Source organism: Zafaria sp. Z1313, assembly GCF_050563205.1.
Lineage (GTDB): Bacteria > Actinomycetota > Actinomycetes > Actinomycetales > Micrococcaceae > JAZDCJ01.
Genome location: NZ_JBNWUK010000006.1, coordinates 75,597 through 92,626, shown reverse-complemented (window position 1 = coordinate 92,626; position 17,030 = coordinate 75,597). Strand labels below are relative to the sequence as shown.

17 protein-coding genes are annotated in these 17,030 nt (G+C 73.0%); 10 read left to right on the top strand and 7 right to left on the bottom strand.

The window, feature by feature from the left end; translation table 11 throughout:
- Nucleotides 1–116: 116 nt before the first annotated feature.
- Nucleotides 117–1,490, top strand: coding sequence for a Na+/H+ antiporter NhaA (gene nhaA / locus ACQ3I4_RS08105; RefSeq protein ID WP_329861249.1), 1,374 nt, complete (start codon nt 117–119; stop codon nt 1,488–1,490).
- Nucleotides 1,491–1,511: 21 nt separating this feature from the next.
- Nucleotides 1,512–2,630 carry a phosphate ABC transporter substrate-binding protein PstS gene (gene pstS, locus ACQ3I4_RS08100; RefSeq protein WP_329861250.1) on the top strand — a complete coding sequence of 373 codons (1,119 nt, stop codon included), beginning with the start codon at nt 1,512–1,514 and terminating at the stop codon, nt 2,628–2,630.
- Between the two features lie 7 nt (nt 2,631–2,637).
- Here pstS and ACQ3I4_RS08095 read toward each other — a convergent pair whose 3' ends face one another.
- The gene (locus ACQ3I4_RS08095; protein ID WP_329861252.1) at nt 2,638–3,786 is read right to left on the bottom strand and encodes a lipid II:glycine glycyltransferase FemX; all 1,149 of its coding nucleotides are present in this window, start codon (nt 3,784–3,786) and stop codon (nt 2,638–2,640) included.
- A gap of 83 nt (nt 3,787–3,869) precedes the next feature.
- Here ACQ3I4_RS08095 and ACQ3I4_RS08090 point away from each other — a divergent pair, with 83 nt between their 5' ends.
- From ACQ3I4_RS08090 to ACQ3I4_RS08070, 5 genes are read left to right on the top strand one after another with little or no spacing between them, the layout of a single operon-like run.
- Nucleotides 3,870–4,199, top strand: coding sequence for a metal-sensitive transcriptional regulator (locus ACQ3I4_RS08090; protein ID WP_329861254.1), 330 nt, complete (start codon nt 3,870–3,872; stop codon nt 4,197–4,199).
- A 16-nt stretch (nt 4,200–4,215) separates the two neighbouring features.
- The gene (locus ACQ3I4_RS08085) at nt 4,216–4,443 is read left to right on the top strand and encodes a heavy-metal-associated domain-containing protein (protein ID WP_329861255.1); all 228 of its coding nucleotides are present in this window, start codon (nt 4,216–4,218) and stop codon (nt 4,441–4,443) included.
- A 44-nt stretch (nt 4,444–4,487) separates the two neighbouring features.
- Complete coding sequence (locus ACQ3I4_RS08080) at nt 4,488–6,776, top strand: heavy metal translocating P-type ATPase (RefSeq protein ID WP_430633291.1); 2,289 nt, start codon at nt 4,488–4,490, stop codon at nt 6,774–6,776.
- A gap of 30 nt (nt 6,777–6,806) precedes the next feature.
- On the top strand, nt 6,807–7,508 hold the full coding sequence (locus ACQ3I4_RS08075; RefSeq protein ID WP_329861257.1) for a response regulator transcription factor: 702 nt from the start codon (nt 6,807–6,809) through the stop codon (nt 7,506–7,508).
- Nucleotides 7,505–8,881 carry an ATP-binding protein gene (locus tag ACQ3I4_RS08070; RefSeq protein ID WP_430633290.1) on the top strand — a complete coding sequence of 459 codons (1,377 nt, stop codon included), beginning with the start codon at nt 7,505–7,507 and terminating at the stop codon, nt 8,879–8,881. The genes ACQ3I4_RS08075 and ACQ3I4_RS08070 overlap by 4 nt, the downstream gene beginning before the upstream one ends.
- A gap of 4 nt (nt 8,882–8,885) precedes the next feature.
- Here ACQ3I4_RS08070 and ACQ3I4_RS08065 read toward each other — a convergent pair whose 3' ends face one another.
- Entirely contained in the window at nt 8,886–9,833 is a 948-nt protein-coding gene (locus ACQ3I4_RS08065; protein ID WP_329861260.1) for a TAXI family TRAP transporter solute-binding subunit, read from the bottom strand.
- Between the two features lie 125 nt (nt 9,834–9,958).
- Between ACQ3I4_RS08065 and dctA the strand changes: the two genes are divergently transcribed.
- On the top strand, nt 9,959–11,452 hold the full coding sequence (gene dctA, locus ACQ3I4_RS08060; protein ID WP_430633289.1) for a C4-dicarboxylate transporter DctA: 1,494 nt from the start codon (nt 9,959–9,961) through the stop codon (nt 11,450–11,452).
- A 54-nt stretch (nt 11,453–11,506) separates the two neighbouring features.
- Here the strand turns inward: dctA and ACQ3I4_RS08055 are convergent, their stop codons facing one another.
- On the bottom strand, nt 11,507–12,454 hold the full coding sequence (locus ACQ3I4_RS08055; RefSeq protein WP_430633288.1) for an EamA family transporter: 948 nt from the start codon (nt 12,452–12,454) through the stop codon (nt 11,507–11,509).
- 86 nt (nt 12,455–12,540) lie between these two features.
- On the opposite strand from ACQ3I4_RS08055, the gene ACQ3I4_RS08050 reads away from it, so the two are divergent.
- Both ACQ3I4_RS08050 and ACQ3I4_RS08045 read left to right on the top strand, forming a co-directional pair.
- Nucleotides 12,541–13,083 carry a CGNR zinc finger domain-containing protein gene (locus ACQ3I4_RS08050; protein ID WP_430633287.1) on the top strand — a complete coding sequence of 181 codons (543 nt, stop codon included), beginning with the start codon at nt 12,541–12,543 and terminating at the stop codon, nt 13,081–13,083.
- Between the two features lie 64 nt (nt 13,084–13,147).
- A complete protein-coding gene (locus tag ACQ3I4_RS08045) occupies nt 13,148–13,459 on the top strand; it encodes a hypothetical protein (RefSeq protein ID WP_329861266.1) in 312 nt (103 codons plus the stop codon).
- 22 nt (nt 13,460–13,481) lie between these two features.
- Here the strand turns inward: ACQ3I4_RS08045 and ACQ3I4_RS08040 are convergent, their stop codons facing one another.
- From ACQ3I4_RS08040 to ACQ3I4_RS08025, 4 genes are read right to left on the bottom strand one after another with little or no spacing between them, the layout of a single operon-like run.
- Complete coding sequence (locus ACQ3I4_RS08040) at nt 13,482–13,778, bottom strand: hypothetical protein (protein ID WP_430633286.1); 297 nt, start codon at nt 13,776–13,778, stop codon at nt 13,482–13,484.
- Between the two features lie 47 nt (nt 13,779–13,825).
- Nucleotides 13,826–14,413, bottom strand: coding sequence for a hypothetical protein (locus ACQ3I4_RS08035; RefSeq protein WP_430633285.1), 588 nt, complete (start codon nt 14,411–14,413; stop codon nt 13,826–13,828).
- 50 nt (nt 14,414–14,463) lie between these two features.
- Complete coding sequence (locus ACQ3I4_RS08030; RefSeq protein WP_430633284.1) at nt 14,464–15,813, bottom strand: MATE family efflux transporter; 1,350 nt, start codon at nt 15,811–15,813, stop codon at nt 14,464–14,466.
- On the bottom strand, nt 15,810–17,030 hold the full coding sequence (locus tag ACQ3I4_RS08025) for an MFS transporter (protein ID WP_430633283.1): 1,221 nt from the start codon (nt 17,028–17,030) through the stop codon (nt 15,810–15,812). The genes ACQ3I4_RS08030 and ACQ3I4_RS08025 overlap by 4 nt, the downstream gene beginning before the upstream one ends.

Genomic DNA, 17,030 nt, shown 5'->3' with positions numbered 1-17,030 from the left:
GGACTCCGCGTGCCCGAACGTAAGGGGCGCGGTGCGACGGCCGTGTAAGGTGGTGGACCAGGTGAGCCGGGAAGTCTGGTCGGCATGTTTCTTTGCCGAGCCCACCCGGGAGACCCATGCCATCCACCGACCCCTCACCCCGCCCCGCATCGCGTTCCGTCTTCCCGCTCCGCGGGAGCTACGCCGAGGCCCTCCGCGTCGGCGAGCTCCTGCGCCGCGAGACCGTCGGCGGGATCCTGCTCGTCGCGGCGGCCACCGCGGCCGTCGTCTGGGCCAATTCACCTTGGGCGGAGCACTACTTCGCCCTGAGGGACCTCGAGTTCGGCTACGCCCCCTGGCACCTGGAGCTGAGCGTCGGCGCCTGGGCGGCCGACGGGCTGCTCGCCGTGTTCTTCTTCCTCGTGGGCCTCGAGCTCAAGCGAGAGTTCGTGGCGGGGGAGCTGCGTGATCCGCGCCGAGCCCTGGTGCCCGTGGCCGCCGCGTTGGGCGGCGTGGCGGTGCCCGCGCTGGTCTATGCGGCCGTCAACTGGTCCAACCCGGCGGGGCTGCGCGGCTGGGCGATCCCGGCCGCGACGGACATCGCGTTCGCGGTGGCGGTCCTGGCCATCATCGGCTCGCACTTGCCCTCCACGCTGCGGATCTTCCTGCTGACCCTCGCCGTCGTCGACGACCTCATCGCGATCGCGATCATCGCCGTCGCCTATACCTCCGAGCTGCAGCTCGCCCCGCTCGCCTGGGCCGTCCCGCCGCTGCTCCTCTACGCCTTCCTGGCGCAACGACACCGCACGTTCTTCCATGTGCGGCCGGGCGCGGCCTGGTTCCTGCTGCTGCCACTCGGCGCGGTGGTGTGGGCGCTGGTCCACGCCTCCGGGATCCACGCGACGATCGCCGGGGTCCTGTTGGGCTTCGCGGTCCCCGTGCTGCACCGCAAGAGGACGGCGGACGACGCCGGTGCCGGGCACCCCGGGGAGCCGGGACCCGGGCTGGCCGAGGTCTTCGAGCACCGCTTCCGCCCCCTGTCCGCGGGCTTCGCGGTCCCGGTCTTCGCGTTCTTCTCCGCCGGCGTCGCCATTGGCGGCTGGACGGGGTTCTCGGCCTCGCTCGCCGATCCGGTCGCGCTCGGGATCGTGGCCGGACTCGTCCTGGGCAAGCCGGTGGGCATCCTCGCCACCACGTGGCTCACGACCCGCCTGAGCCGCGCCTCGCTCGCGGAGGACATCCGCTGGGTGGACCTCGCCGGCGTCGGCCTCCTGGCAGGGATCGGCTTCACCGTGTCCCTGCTCGTGGCCGAACTCAGCTTCGGCGCCGGGACGCAGGAGAACGACCACGCAAAGGTCGCCATCTTCCTCGCCTCCCTCACCGCCGCGGGGCTCGCCGCGGCCGTGCTCTCCACCCGCAACCGCCGCTACCGCAAGATCGCGGAGGCCGAGGCGGTCGACGCCGACGAGGACGGGATCCCCGATGTCTACCAAGAGGGAAACGGACGGTGAACGGCACGTAGACTCGGGGCCATGCCCTACCGCGCGACCGCCCGTACCACTGCCTCCGCCGCAGGCCTGGCCGCCCTTCTGGCCCTCACCGCCTGCGGCTCCGACTATCCGCTCGGCGAGGAGCAACGCCGCGCGGCGGAAGCCAACTCCTCGGACCTCTCCGGCACCCTGACCGGCGTCGGATCCTCGGCCCAGGGTGCCGCGATGTCCGCCTGGATCGCCGACTTCACGTCCCTGAACCCCGACGTCAACATCCAGTACTCCCCCGCCGGGTCCGGTGCCGGGAGGGCCGCGTTCCTGGCCGGCGGCGTGGCCTTCGCGGGCTCCGATGCATTCCTGGGCGAGGCGCAGATGGAGGAGGCCACGGGCTTCTGCGGGCCCGATGGCGCCGTCAACGTGCCCACCTACATCGCGCCCATCGCCCTCGCGTTCAACCTCCCCGGCATCCGGGAGGTCGACCTGGACCCGGAGACCATCGCGAAGATCTTCAGCGGGGAGATCACCCACTGGCAGGACCCGGCGATCGCCGCGCTCAACGACGGCGTCGAGCTCCCGGACCTGCGCGTGAGCGCCGTGCACCGGGCCGACGACTCCGGCACCACGGAGAACTTCACCGAGTACCTGCACGAGACGGCGCCGAACCACTGGCCGCACGATCCCAGCGGTTCGTGGCCCGCAGCGGTCGCGGGCGAGAACGCCCAGGGCAACGCGGGCGTCATGAGCACGATCACCCGCACCGCGGGCGCGATCGGCTACGTCGACGATTCCGTGGTAGGCAGGGACTCCGGCAAGGCGCGGATCAAGGTCGGGGACGGCTTCGTGGCCGTCGGCGCCGACGCCGCGGGCCGGGCCGTCGCGGCATCCTCACCCGCCCCGGGCCGGGGCGAGGAGGACTTCGCGCTCCACCTGGACCGCACCACCACGGCGGAAGGCGCCTACCCGCTGGTCCTGGTCTCCTACCAGATCTTCTGCCGCTCCTACGAGGACGCGGAGATGGCCGAGCTGGCGCGGGAATTCGGGCTCCATGCGCTCAGCGCCGACGGGCAGCAGATCGCGGCCGAGGCGGCCGGCAGCGCGCCCGTTCCCCGCGAACTCGCTCAGCGGGCATCGGCCGTGCTGGAGACGATCCACGCGCGGTAGCGCTCCCTCAGTGCTTCGAGCGCTTCTTCATGTAGAAGTCGAAGGCCGCGGCGAGCGGGCGGTTGAGCGGGTAGTCCCACTCGCCCAGCGTCTGGACGACGTCGCAGCCCAGCGTCGCCTTGAACAGCGTCAGGCCCGCGAGGTGGTGCTCCTTGTCCAAGGTCGCGGAGACCCCGCCGTGGTCGAGGTAGTCGCAGCCCTCGGCGATCGAATCGCCCAGCATCCGGTGGATGAGCGCCTTGGGGGCGAAGAGCTTGCGCTCGGCCGCGCTGGAGGCACCGTAGACGTACCAGGCGCCGGACCCGCTGTGGACGCGGATGGCCGCCGCGAGGTCGCGGCCCTCGTGGGAGGCGATGTAGAGCGTGCACCTCCCGGGGGCGTCGGCATTGAGCTCGGTGATCATGCGCGTGAAGTAGCCGGCCGGCCGGCCCGTGAATCCGTCGCGTTCTGCCGTTTCGCGGTAGAGCGCGTGGAAGCGCTCCACGCCCTCGGCACCCAGCGCCTCGACCTCGAGCGGGCCGGACGCGGCGCGCTTGGCCTCGCGGCGGGCGTTCTGGTTCATCTGGGCGAGGGCGCCGTCGAGGTCGAGACGGGAGCCGTCTGCCGCCACGAGCGGGATGCGCGCCTGGAACTCGGGCTGGCCCGCGGCGAAGTCGACGCCGGCATCCTGCTTGCGCCAGCCGGCGGCGCGCAGCTGGGCGGCGACGAGGGGCGCCTGCGGGTCCTCCATCGCGGGATCGAGCTCACCCATCACCGCGTGGCCGCCGCCGGAGAGCGCCTTGCGGACGGCCGCGCCCTTCCAGCCGCGCTGCAGCAGGGGAACGCCCATGCGGACCAGGAAGACGCGATGGCGCTTGAAGTGCGCGAGCATCGGCGCGGCGACCTCGGCGACGGTGGCTGCCTCCCAGTCCAGGACGGGCGCCTCGGGCAGGTAGGCGAGGGTCCACTTCACCACCGGGGTGGGCCGGTGCAGGACCTGCGCCGTGCCGCGGAGGGCGCCTCCGGCGTCGTACCAGCCCAGGTGCTCGGCCCGCCAGTCCGCCTTGACGCGCGCCCAGGCCGGCAACTGGAGGAAGCTCGTTCCGGGGCGGTCCGCTATGAAGGAGCGGTGTTCGTCGACGGTGATGGTGCGGACGGAGAACTGGTTGGCTGACACGCGTGCCAGCTTAGCAACGGGCACCCTGCCTGATACCCCCTAGGGGTACTTGACTTTATACCCCAGAGGGGTATGCTCGAGGCATGGAAAGCACGACGACGCCCGCCGATCCGCTGCGCGACCACGCCTACTCCGCGGACAAGGACGCCCTGCTCAAGCGGCTCAGCCGCATCGAGGGGCAGGTCCGCGGCATCGCGCGCATGGTGGACGAGGAGAAGTACTGCATCGACATCCTGACGCAGATCTCCGCCGTCAACGCGGCCCTGCACAAGGTGAGCCTCGGCCTGGTCGAGGAACACATCGCCCATTGCGTCGTCGGAGCCGCCCACGAATCCCAGGAAACCGGAAACCCGGACATCGTCAACGACAAGGTCCGCGAGGCATCGGCCGCCATCGGCCGCCTGCTGCGCTGACCCCGGAAGGAACACCATGAACAACACGCTCACCGTCAGCATCGACGGCATGACGTGCGGCCACTGCGTCGCCTCCGTCACCGAGGAGATCAAGGCCATCAACGGCGTCGAGGACGTCACCGTGGAACTCAACGCGGGCGGCGTCTCCACGGCCACCGTGGTCTCCGCCGGACCGCTCGACGAGGCCACGGTCTCCGAGGCCGTCGCCGAGGCCGGCTACACGGTGGTCGGCAACCACGCCTGAACCGCGGCACCGCCCGGACACCCCCGAACGAAGGGAGCACCACCATGAACACGGACACCACCGGCCCGGCCGCGCAGCCGCAGCCCGGCGGCCAGCGCGTCGTCGAGCTGGACATCCAGGGCATGACCTGCGCCTCCTGCGTGAACCGGGTGGAACGCAAGCTCGGCACGCTCGACGGCGTCGAGGCGCTCGTGAACCTGCCGCTCGAATCGGCCCGGGTCACCGTGCCGGCCCACGTCAGCGACCACGAACTCGTCGACACCGTCAATGCCGCCGGCTACCGCGCGAGCGTCAAGGCGGACCGGCACCCGGCGGGGCACGAGGGCGGCGGACACGGGAACGACCACGACGCCGGCACGGACCACCTGGGCCACGGAGGCTCCGCCGAGGAGCTGAGGCCGCGCCTCGTCGTCGCCGCCGTCTTCACGCTCCCGCTCTTCGTCATCTCGATGATCCCGGGCGCCCAGTTCCCGCACTGGGGCTGGGTCGCCCTGGCCCTCGCCACGCCGGTGGTGCTGTGGTCCGGCTGGCCCTTCCACCGCGCCGCCGCGGTCAACGCGCGCCACGGCGCGTCCACGATGGACACGCTCGTGTCGATCGGCGTCCTGGCCGCCTACTTCTTCTCCGTGTGGCAGCTCGTCGCCGACCCGCAGCTCACGGCCCACGACGGGATGGCGGGCATGGACATGGACATGTCCGCCCACCAGCTCTACTTCGAGACCGCCGGCGTCGTCGCCACGTTCCTGCTGCTCGGCCGCTGGCTCGAGGCCCGCGCGAAGTCGCGCGCCGGGGACGCACTGAAGACGCTCCTGGACCTCGGGGCCAAGGAGGCCACGGTGCTCCGCGACGGGCGCGAAGTCCGGGTCCCCGCGGCGAACCTCGTGCCGGGCGAGACGCTCGTGGTCCGGCCGGGCGAGAAGATCGCCACCGACGGATACGTCCTCGACGGGCACTCCGCCGTCGACGCCTCGCTCATCACGGGCGAATCGGTACCGGTCGACGTCGGACCCGACGACGCCGTCACGGGCGCCACGATCAACACCTCCGGCCGCCTCCTGGTCCGGGCCACCCGCGTGGGCCGGGACACGACGCTGGCCCAGATGGGGCGCCTGGTCTCGGAGGCGCAGACCGGCAAGGCGCCGATCGCCCGGCTCGCGGACCGCATCTCCTCCGTGTTCGTGCCGATCGTCCTGGTCATCGCCGTGGCCACGTTCATCGCCTGGATGGCCTTCGGCGGCGGCCTGCAGCCGGCGTTCACGGCGGCCGTGACCGTGCTCGTGATCGCCTGCCCGTGCGCCCTGGGCCTCGCGACGCCTGTGGGCCTGCTGGTCGGCACCGGCCGCGGCGCCCAGCTGGGCCTGCTGATCCGCGGCCCGCAGGTCCTCGAGGACACCCGCCGCGTGGACACCGTGGTGCTGGACAAGACCGGCACCGTGACCGCCGGCGAGCTGTCCCTGACCGGCACGCAGTCCTTCGGCGCCCTCTCCCCCGAGCGCGTCCTGGAGCTCGCCGCGGCCGTCGAAGCGGGATCCGAGCACCCGATCGCCCGCGCCATCGTGGCCGCCGCCGGCGACACCGAGCCCGTCTCCGGTTTCGCCTCCACCCCAGGCGGCGGAGTGCGCGGCACGGTCGGCGGCAGCACCGTCGTCGTCGGCAAGGCCGCGTGGCTCGCCGGGAACGGAGCCGTACTCGCCCCGGAGCAGGCGGCGGCGCTCGCCGCCGCCCAGGCGGAGGGCACGACGGCGGTGCTGCTTGCCGTCGACGGCGAACCCGCCGGGCTGCTCCAGTTGCGCGACACCGTCAAGCCCGGCTCGAAGGCGGCGATCGAGCGGCTGCGCTCGCTCGGGCTGCGGCCCGTGCTGCTCACCGGCGACAACGAATCAGTGGCCCGCCAGGTGGCCACCGAGGTCGGGATCGACCCGGACGCGGTGTTCGCCGAGGTGCTTCCCGAGGGCAAGGTCGACGCGGTGCGCACCCTGCAGGAAGCCGGCGCGGTCGTGGCGATGGTCGGCGACGGAGTCAACGACGCCCCCGCGCTCGCCCGGGCAGACCTCGGCATCGCCATGGGTTCCGGGACGGACGTGGCCATCGAAGCCGCGGACATCACCGTCATGGGCAGCGAACTGGGACAGGTCGCGCAATCGATCGAGCTCTCGCGGCGGACCCTGCGCACCATCAAGGTCAACCTGTTCTGGGCGTTCCTCTACAACACGCTCGGGATCCCCGTGGCCGCGCTCGGGCTGCTGAACCCGATGCTCGCCGGGGCCGCGATGGCCGCGAGCTCCGTGCTCGTGGTGGCCAACAGCCTCCGCCTGCGCCGCTTCGGCCGGTAGCCCGGGCGCGGGGCGCGCTATCTTGGAGCCATGCGCGTACTGGTGTGCGAGGACGACGACGGCGTGGCCCGCGGCCTCTCGCGCGCCCTGACCCGGGCCGGGTACCACGTGGTCCGCGCGGCCACCGTCGCCGACGCCTTCGAGCGGATCGCGGAGGGAGCCCCGGACATCGCGCTCGTCGACCTGGGCCTGCCCGACGGCTCCGGCACCGCCGTCGTCAAGGCCCTGCGCTCCCACCCCGCCACCGCCGTCATCGTCGTCACCGCCCACGGGCGGGAACAGGACCGGGTCGTCGGCCTGCGGGCCGGGGCCGACGACTACGTCGTCAAGCCGTTCAGCGTCGCCGAGCTCCTGGCACGCATCGAGGCCGTCTCCCGGCGCACCCTCGCCGCACGCGCGGCGACCGCCGCCCGCGACGGTGCCGAGCACCCCGTCGGCCCGCTCGTCCTCCGCACGGCGGCGCGGGAGCTGGTCGATGAGGCGGGCGCCGGCGTCGTACCCCTGACCGCCAAGGAATCGGCGATCCTCGCGCTCCTCGCCGCGAGCGGTGGGGAGGCGGTGCCCCGGGAGTTCCTCATCGAGTCGGTCTGGGAGACCGTGCCCGACGCCGGCGCGTCCCGCAGCCTCGACACCCACATGGCCGCCCTGCGCGCCAAGCTGCGCGGCTACGCCGTCATCACCACGATCCGGGGCCTCGGCTACCGGCTCGGCGACGCGGATCCCGCGCCATGACCCGCCGGCTGATCCTACTGGCCCTGCCGCTGCTGCTGACCCTCATGGCCGCGATCGGCATCCCGTGGGCCACGGCCATCGCCGAGCGGCACTCCACCGCGCTCGCAAACGACAGGATCGCCGACGCCACCCGCTTCGCCATGGCCACGCTGCACTCGCTCACGGCGGACAACGGCGTCAGGCTGGAACGCGAGCTCGACGACTACGCCGAGCTCTTCGGCTCGCCCGTCTGGGTCGTGGACCGGGAACGGGAGGTGCTGCACGCGCACGGCGGCGGCGCCCTCCCGGCCGGGGCCTCGGGCACGATCGACGCGGCGCTGGCCGGACAGCTGCCCCAGGTCGGCGGCGTGCTCTGGCCGTGGGGCCCGGACGCCGTCTACGTCGCCGCACCCGTGGGGATCGACTCCCAGGTCACCGCCGCCCTCGTGATCGAGGTGCCCACGACCCGGGTGAAGGACGCGGTGCTCGAGGGGTGGCTCCGCGCCGCCGTCGTCCTCGCCGCCGCCATGACCGCCGCCGTCTGGATTCTCTGGCCGCTCAGCCGCTGGGTGCTCAAGCCGATCCGGACGCTCGCGGCCGCCGCCGACCGCGTGGCCGTCGGCGAGCTCGGGGCGCGCGCCCGCGGCGACGCCGGGCCACCGGAGCTCCGTGCCCTCGCCGGGACGTTCAACCGCATGGCGCATTCCGTGCAGGACACGTTCCGCCGCCAGGAGCAGTTCGTCCACGACGCCTCCCACCAGTTGCGCACGCCACTGACCGCGGTGCGGCTCGCCGTCGAGAACCTCGAGCCCGAGCTCACCACGGACGACGGCCGGGAGATCCAGCGGGAGGCTGTCCAGGAGCTGGACCGCATGGGCGCCCTCGTCGAATCGATGCTCGCCGCGACGCAGGCGGGGCCCGTGGCGACCGGGGCCGTGGACACCTCCGCCGGCCTCGGAGGACGCGAGGAGCTGTGGGCCGCGGCCGCGGCGGCGCGCGGCTTCGGGTTCAGCGCCGCCATCGAGCCGGCGTCCGGCGTCGCCGAACCCACCGGCGGCCTGGCCCAGGTCCTCGACGAACTCGTCGAGAACGCGCTGCGGCTCTCGGGCGGGACCCGCGTGGGGGTGACCGGCCGGAGCGGGCGCGGGGACTACGTGATCGAGGTCGCCGACGACGGGCGGGGGCTGAGCCCGGCGGAGGCAGCGCAGGCCACCGGACGGTTCTGGCGCTCCCCCGCCCACCAGAACATCCCCGGAACGGGGCTCGGACTGCAGATCGTGGAGCAGTCCGTGCGGGACGTCGGCGGATCGCTCGAGCTCGAGTCGCCGCCAGCGGGCGGCGGGACCGGCCTGGTGGCCCGGATCCGGCTGCCGCGGAGGGCCCCGGGGGCCTGAGGCACTACGGCTTGGACTCCTGGTAGTAGGCCCGCGCCCCGGGATGCAGCGGCAGCGGAACCGTGGCAATGCCGAACGTCTTCGAGATCTGCAGCGCCTCCGGGCGGATCGTGGACAGCTCCGCCGCGACGTCGTACAGCGCCGCCGTGAGCAGGTGCGCCTCGGCGTCCTCCATGGATCCGTGCACGGCGAGCAGCGTCGGGACCCCGAGCGCACCGACGGGCTCGGGCGTGCCGTAGGTGACGGCGGGGATCGTGACGGCCACGTACTCGAGCGGGAACGCGGCGACGACGTCCGCGGCCTCGTCGGCGAGGTCCACGAGCCGGATCCTCCCGGCGCGCACGGCCTCCTGCAGCGCGGGCGTCGGCATCCCCGTGAGGCTGAAGAGGGCGTCGACCCCGCCGTCCAGGAGGGCGCGGACCGACTCGCTCTGGGTCATGGTGCGCAGCTCGACCGAGGTGCCGGCCCGCTCCAGCAGCCGGCCGAGCGTGTACCGGGTCCCGGATTCGTCCTGCCCGCCGGCCACGACGAGGCCGTCGACGTCGGCGAGCCGATGGACGGACGAGTCCACGCGGACGGCGCAGTGCATCACGGAGTCATAGACGCGCGCGAGCGCCCGCAGCCCGGGTCCCTGCTCCGCACCGGTGTCCGTGTTGACGAAGCCGATCTCCGCCTGGCCCGTGTTCAGCAGCCGGATGTTCTCCTGCGAGGCGTCGGTGAAGACGACCTCCACACTCCCCGCGCCCCACTTCCGGTTGAGCAGTCCGGCGAGCGCCTGCCCCATCTCGCGGTACACCGCCCCCTCCGGTCCGGTCGCGAGACGCAGGGTCCGCCCCGGGCGCTCGGTGCCGTTGGCGCAGCCGGACGCGGCGAGGGGAAGCGCGAGCAGGCCCGCGAGGAGGCTGCGGCGGGTCGGGCGCGGACCGCCGGCCCCGCCGTCGTCGTACCCCACGGCCGCCACCTCCCCTACGTTAAGACAACCTTAAGAATCCAGTGTGCCCGTGGTCACATCACACCACGGCGCCCAGAGTGGATGTGACCCAACCTACATGCAACGCCGCGTGAAAGGCCCCGACCATGTCCTCCCCCACCGTCCAGCAGAAAAAGAAGAAGCCCTGGTACTCGCACCTCTACGTGTGGGTCCTGATCGGCATCGCCGTCGGCATCGTGATCGGCGTCGTCTGGCCGGCCGTCGGCGAGCAAATGCGCTGGCTCGCCACCCTGTTCATCAACCTCGTCAAGGTCGTGATCGCCCCGACGATCTTCGCGACCGTCGTCGTCGGCATCGCCGGCCTGGGCAACCTGGCCAAGGCGGGGGGCCTCGCGCTGCGCACCGTGGTCTACTTCAACATCACCACCGTGATCGCCCTCGGCCTCGGCCTCGTCACGATCAACCTGTTCAAGCCGGGCGCGGGCCTGAACTACGACGTCGCCTCCTTCGACGGCTCCGCGGCGGACGCGACCATCGAGTCCGCCGGCGCCGTCGCCGGCTCCGGGATCTCCGACTTCGTCCTGGGCCTCGTGCCGACCTCGTTCATGTCGGCGTTCGTCGACGGACAGCTCCTGCAGGTCCTCCTGCTCGCCATCCTCACCGCCGTCGCGATCGCCATGCTCGGCGAGCGCGGCAAGCCCGTGGTGCGTGCCCTCGACGTCTTCGCGAAGGTCATGTTCGGCGTGATCAAGATGGTCATGTGGGTCGCCCCGATCGGCGCCATGGGCGGCATCGCGTTCACGATCGGCAAGCACGGCCACGAGATCCTCGGAAACCTCGCGTTCTTCATGGGGTCCTTCTGGCTGACCTGCCTGATCTTCATCTTCCTGTGCCTCGGCCCCATCTGCTACGCGTCGGGCTTCAGCATCTTCAAGTACATCCGCTACATCAAGGACGAGCTGCTGATCGTGCTCGGCACCTCCTCCTCGGAGACCGTGCTGCCGCGCATGATGACCAAGCTGGAGGCCGCGGGCACGCCGAAGCACGTCGTGGGCCTGACCATCCCGACGGGCTACTCCTTCAACCTGGACGGCACCGCGATCTACATGACCATGGGCGCCATGTTCATCGCCCAGGCCTTCGGGATCGACGTCCCGCTGGCCACGCAGATCGGCCTGCTGCTGTTCATGCTGGTCTCCTCCAACGGCGCGGCGGGCGTCTCCGGCGCCGGCCTCGTGACGCTGGCCGCCTCGATCGCGGCCTTCGACCACATCATCCCGATGGTGGGCCTGGCCCTCATCGTCGGCATCGACCGCTTTATGTCCGAGGGCCGCGCGCTGACCAACCTGACCGGCAACGGCATCGGCACGCTCGTGATCGCCCGCTGGACGGGGGCGCTGGACCGGGAGCGCCTGCGCTTTGTCCTGGACAACCCGGACAGCGTCGACGTCGAGGAGCTCATGCGGGACGGCGACGCCCCGGGCCAGGGGCTGGCCCTCTCCGCCGAGGCCGCGGAGCGCAAGGCCGCGATCGCCACGGGGGACTACTCCAGGCACGACGCCGATGCCTCCGCCCCGGTCGACGGCCCCACGGGCGGGCGCGAGCCCGGGCGGGAACCCGAGCCGGCCCGGAGGGGCTGAGCGCTCCCGGGCGACGCCGGCCGCCCCGCCTTCCCGGCGGGGCTGCCGGCGTCGTCAGCCCACGCTGCGCAACTCGTCGGCCCGGACGAGCAGGACCCCGAGGACGATCAGGGCGCCGCCGAGGAGCTGGATCGCGGCCGGGAGCTCCTGCAGCAGCAGCCACGCCCAGAGCACGGCGAAGAGCACCTCGGTGAGGGAGACGAAGGAGGCCAGTTTGGTGCCGAGCGCACGGGCCGCCATGATGCCGGAGACGTAGGCGAGCACCGTGGCCATGAGCACGAGCCCGCCGAGCGCCGCCCACCAGGGCAGGGCGAAGCCGGAGAACTCGACCTGTCCGAACACGGCCCGCATCGGCAGCAGCCGCGCGGCGCCGAGCAGGAGCATCAGGACGGCGCCGACGAACAGGCCGCCCGTGGCCAGGACGAGGGGCGGAAGCGTGTCGTTCGCCTTGGCCGTGATGAAGAAGTAGACGGCGAGGCCCACGGCGGCGCCGAGCCCCCAGAGCACGCCGACCGGGTCCACCCGCTGGGCGCCGGTGAGGTCGAGCACCAGGACGAGGCCACCGAGGGAGAGCGCGGCTCCGGCGATCGTCAGTCCGCGGGGCCGCCGGCGCGTGCGGACCCAGAGCGTCAGGACGATCAGGACGGGGGCCAGGTACTCGAGCAGCAGGGCGACGCCGACGCTGAGCCGCTCGACGGCCTGGAAGTAGGCGAACTGGCAGATGCCCACCCCGAAGACGCCGAAGAGCAGGATCGGGCGCCAGTTGGCCAGCACCGACCCCCAGCGGCCGCGGAGCATGAACAGCGTGGGGATCAGCAGGAGGAGCGCCGCCCCGGACATCCGGGCGCCGACGGCCGCGCCACTCGTCCAGCCGGCCTCGAGGAGCGGCTTGGCGAAGGAGCCGGAGATCCCGAAGACGGCCGAGCTGAAGAGGGCGATCCAGATGCCGCGCAGGGACGGCCGCGGCGTGGCTTGGAGGGTGACGGGAGCGGTGGATGCCATGTTCTGCCTCGGTTGTCAGGAGCGTGGGAGGTTATACTGCTTACCCTAAGGGTACGGCCGGTTCGCCGGAAACGACAGGAGTCATCATGACGTTTGCCCCTGACACGGAAGTGGCGCTCGCGAGTGTCGTGAACCTCGTCAACACGGAGTCCGGCGGGGCGGACGGCCTGCTGACCCTCGCGGACCTCGACGCCTTCCTGGAGCGCGAGCAGTTCACGGGCTCCCGCACGCACACCGCCTCCGAGCTGCGCGACGTCCGCCAGCTGCGCAGCGTCCTCCGCGGGATCTGGACCTCCACGGAGGACGACGCGGTCGAGGCCGTGAACCGGATCCTCCGCAACGCGCGCGCCCTGCCCCAGCTCGTCAGGCACGACCAGTGGGACTACCACCTGCACGCGACCATCCCGGAGGCGCCGCTCGTGGAGCGCATGGCGGTCGAGGCGGCCATGGCGATCGTCGACGTCATCCGCACGGGCGAGCTGGGCCGCCTCCGGGTCTGCGCGGCAGCCGACTGCACCGACCTGGTGCTGGACCTGTCCCGCAACCGCTCCAAGCGCTACTGCAGCACGGGCAACTGCGCCAACCGGGAACACGTGCGCGCCTACCGCGCCCGGCGCGGCCGCGGCTGAGGGGGGTCCTATGCTGGTGGTATCCGGGCCGACGAGGCGCCCGGGCCCGGCGGAAGGAACGCACATGAGCATCCCGAATGGCGAAGAGCACCACGCGTCCGAGGACTACGACGTCGACCTCGAGCGGGCCAACGACGGCGCCTTCAAGGCGGCCGGACGCTGGGTCGTCGGGCTCGCGGACGCCGTGCTGGGCGGCGACGGTTCGGACGTCATGGGCGCGACGGCCGTGGTGCGGCGGATCGACAACGACGAAGAGGTCCTGCGCATCACGGGGAACAACATCGACGAGGCCGAGGGCCTCGTGGCCCTGATCCGCCGCGACCTCGAGGAGATGACGCGCGAGGAGTTCCTGCGCGAGTGGGGCGGACGCCCCTAGCTGCGGTGGCCGCCGCGGCCGGCTAGTGGCCCTTGGGCTTCTGGTCCGGGTTGGCGGAGGAGCGGTTCACGCCGGAGCCGGTGCCCATGTCCTTGGGGTTCTCCTTGCCCGCCATGCTCATCACGGAGATCACGAGCAGGCAGGCGATGAAGGCGATGCCGAACGCCGTGAGTCCGACGTCGATCCGCAGGGCCTTGTCCGATCCCCCAGTGGCGGCGACGGCACCAGTGACGCCCGCGATCAGCCCCATGACCAGGGAGAAGATCAGCGGCGCCTTGATGCTCTGCTGCCACTGCGGCTTGGACGGGTTGCTGCCCACGGATGTGCCTCCTGACGGGATGGGGATGCCCCCTAGTCTACCGGCGCTCAGGCGCGCCGGGCGTCGTGCCGGTAGCCGAAGGCCGCGATGGCCAGGAAGACGCCGATGATCACGGCCCCGCCGCCGGCGAGGCCAAGGATCCCGTGGGCGTCGAGCCCGTTGAACCCGCCGACGTAGAGCGAGACGCCCGTCCCCGCGCCGATCACGCCGGTGATGAGCAGTTCGCGGGCCGGGACCAGCTCCCGCCGGTGGCGGGCCCACGCCGCGACCTCGACGACGCCCGCGACGAGGAGCGCCGTGCCCGCGCCCGCGATCACGCCGGCCGCGGTGGGGACGAAGATCACGTAGGCGGCGGCGAGCGACCACGCGATCGCGGCGCCGCCGAGGAAGCCGCGGACCGGGGACGGAACCACCGGGGCCTGGGCGAAGTCCCACGCCGCCTTAGAGGTCAGGACCAGGTAGCCCGCGATCGTGTAGGCCACGAGGGCATCGCTCGGCCCGGACCCGCCGAGCTTCTGGTCCAGGCCCGGCCAGAAGACGGAGACGAGCCCGAACACGAGCGCCACGACGGCGCGGAACAGGATCGGCTTCCACAGGGCGGCTGCGGTCTCGGGCGGGGTGGTCACGGAAGGCACCCCAGCAGTCTACCCACCCGGTGCCGCACGCCCCCGGCGCGGGGTGCGGCTCAGGTTCCGGTGCGCATCCAGTCGTCGTTGCGCACGCGCCACGCGAGCGTCGCGGCGCGGGCCGCCATGTAGCCGACGCCGAAGGCGAGCCAGAGCCAGAGGATGCCCCCGGTGCCCGGCAGCTCGCGGGACGACGCGGCCCAGAGCAGCGGGGCGTAGGCGGCGAGGGCCACGAGCCCGGCGAGGGCCAGGTAGCGGGCGTCGCCGGCCCCGATGAGGACCCCGTCGAGGACGAACACGAGCCCGCAGAGCGGCTGGGCCGCGGCGAGCACCCAGAGTCCCACGGCGGCCGCCTGGCGCACGGAGGGATCGGACGTGAAGAGCGCCCCGGCGAACGGCGCGGCCGCGGCCAGCACCGCACCCGTGGCGGCCCCGAACGCCACGCCCCACCACGTCATGGTGCGCGTCAGCCGGCGGGCCAGCTCCTTGTCCCCGGTGCCGAGCTCCTTGCCGATGAGCGCCTGGGCGGCGATCGCGAGGGCGTCGAGGGCGAACGCGAGGAAGGTGAAGACGGTGAAGACGAGCTGGTGCGCCGCGAGCGTCAGCGCGCCGTGCGAGGTCGCGACCCAGACGGTGGCGAGGATGCCCGCGCGCAGGCTCAGCGTCCGCAGCATGAGCCACGAGCCGACGGCCCCGGTGGAGGCCATGCCGGCGGCGTGCGGGCGCAGCGCCACCCCGGCCGAACGCATCCGCGGCAGCAGGATCCACAGGTACGCCGCGGCCATGCCCCATTGGGCGATCGAGGTGCCGAGCGCGGAGCCGGCGACGGACATCCCCGCCCCGTACACGAGGACCAGGTTGAGCACGATGTTCGCCGCGAAGCCGGCCCCGGCGATCACGAGCGGGGTCCGGGTGTCCTGCAGGCCGCGCAGCACGCCCGTCGCCGCGAGGACCAGGAGCATCGCCGGCAGCCCCGGCATGGACCAGCGCACGTAGTCGATCGCGAAGCCCAGCACGCCGTCCCGGGCGCCCATCGCCGCCAGGAGCGCCGGAGCCGCGAGCCAGCCCGCCGTGGCGAGGACGAGCCCGAGGGCGAAGGCGAGCTGGATCCCGTCCCGGCCCACGGCGAGCGCATCCGCCATCCTCCCCGCACCGAAGCGCCGGGCGACGGCGGGCGTCGTCGAGTAGGCCAGGAAGATCATGAGCCCCACGGCGGTGTGCAGCACGGTGGTGCCGAGGCCCGCCCCGGCGAGTTCGGTGAGGCCGAGGTGGCCGACGATCGCGGTGTCCGCCATGAGGAAGAGCGGTTCGGCGACGAGCGCGCCCAGGGCGGGGAGCGCGAGGGCGAGGATGCGGCGCCCGAGGCGCGGCCCCGGCGTCGTACGGGATCGGGGGGACGCGTCGCTCACCCGGCCAGCCTATCCCCGCCGCGCAGGCACGCCGCGGCGATCACGGCGGCCGCCGCCACCAGGGCCAGGACGCACGCCGCGGCCCCGGGCCAGCCGAACGGCGCGAACGCGAGCCCCACCGCCCAGCCGAACGCGCTCGAGCCCGCGTAGTAGGCGAGGTTGTAGAGGCTCGCGGCCTGGGCGCGCCCGCCCACGGCGAGCACCGGGACCCAGCCGCTCGCCACGGCGTGCGCTCCGAAGAAGCCGGCCGTGAAGAGGAGCAGGCCCGCGACGACCGCCGGGAGCCAGTCCAGCACGGTCACCGCGAGGCCGGCGGCCATGACGCCCGTCGAACCGAGCAGGACGGGCAGGCGGCCCAGCCGGCCCACGAGCGCCCCCGCCCGGCGCGAGGACCAGGTGCCGGAGAGGTAGGCCAGGAACACGAACGAGGCCAGCGAGGCGGGGATGAGGAACGGCGGCGCTTCGAGCCGGAAGCCCAGGTAGTTGTAGACCGCGACGAATCCGCCCATGAGCAGCAGGCCCTGCGCGTAGAGCGCGAGCAGCCGGTGCCGCGCGAGGTTGGCCGCGAGCTTCGCGGCGAGTCCCGGCGCGCCCGGCGTGCGCCGTGGCACGGGCGTGAACCCGCGTGGGGCGGGAGCGGCGAGGATGAAGGCCGTCGCCGCCGCGGCCGCGAGGAGCGCCACGACGAGGGTCCCGGCCCGCCACGTGAGGAACTCGCTCAACGGGCCGGCGACGAGGCGGCCGGCGAGCCCGCCGAGGGTCGTCCCGGAGATGTAGGTGCCCGCGGCGACGGCCGAGTGCAGCGGCGCGATCTCCTCGCTCAGGTACGCGAGCGCCACCGCGGGGATCCCGCCCAGGGCGAGCCCCTCGACGAAGCGCAGCGCCAGGAGCGCCTCGAACCCCGGGGCTGCCGGGACCAGCAGGCCCAGGACGACGGCGGCGACGACCGCCGTCTTCATGGTCCGCAGGCGCCCGATCCGGTCCGCGACAGCGGACCAGGCGATCACGGAGGATGCGAGGCCCGCCGTGGCCGCGGAGACCGCGAGCGCGGCCTGCGCCTCGGACACGGCGAGGTCGCGGGCCAGCTCCGGCAGGACGCCCTGGACCGAATAGAGCTGGGAGAACGTGGCGACGCCGGCGGCGAAGAGCGCCAGGATCATGCGCCGGTAGCCGGGCGAGCCGTGCGCGTGCCCGCCGAACGCGTCCCCGCCGGCCAA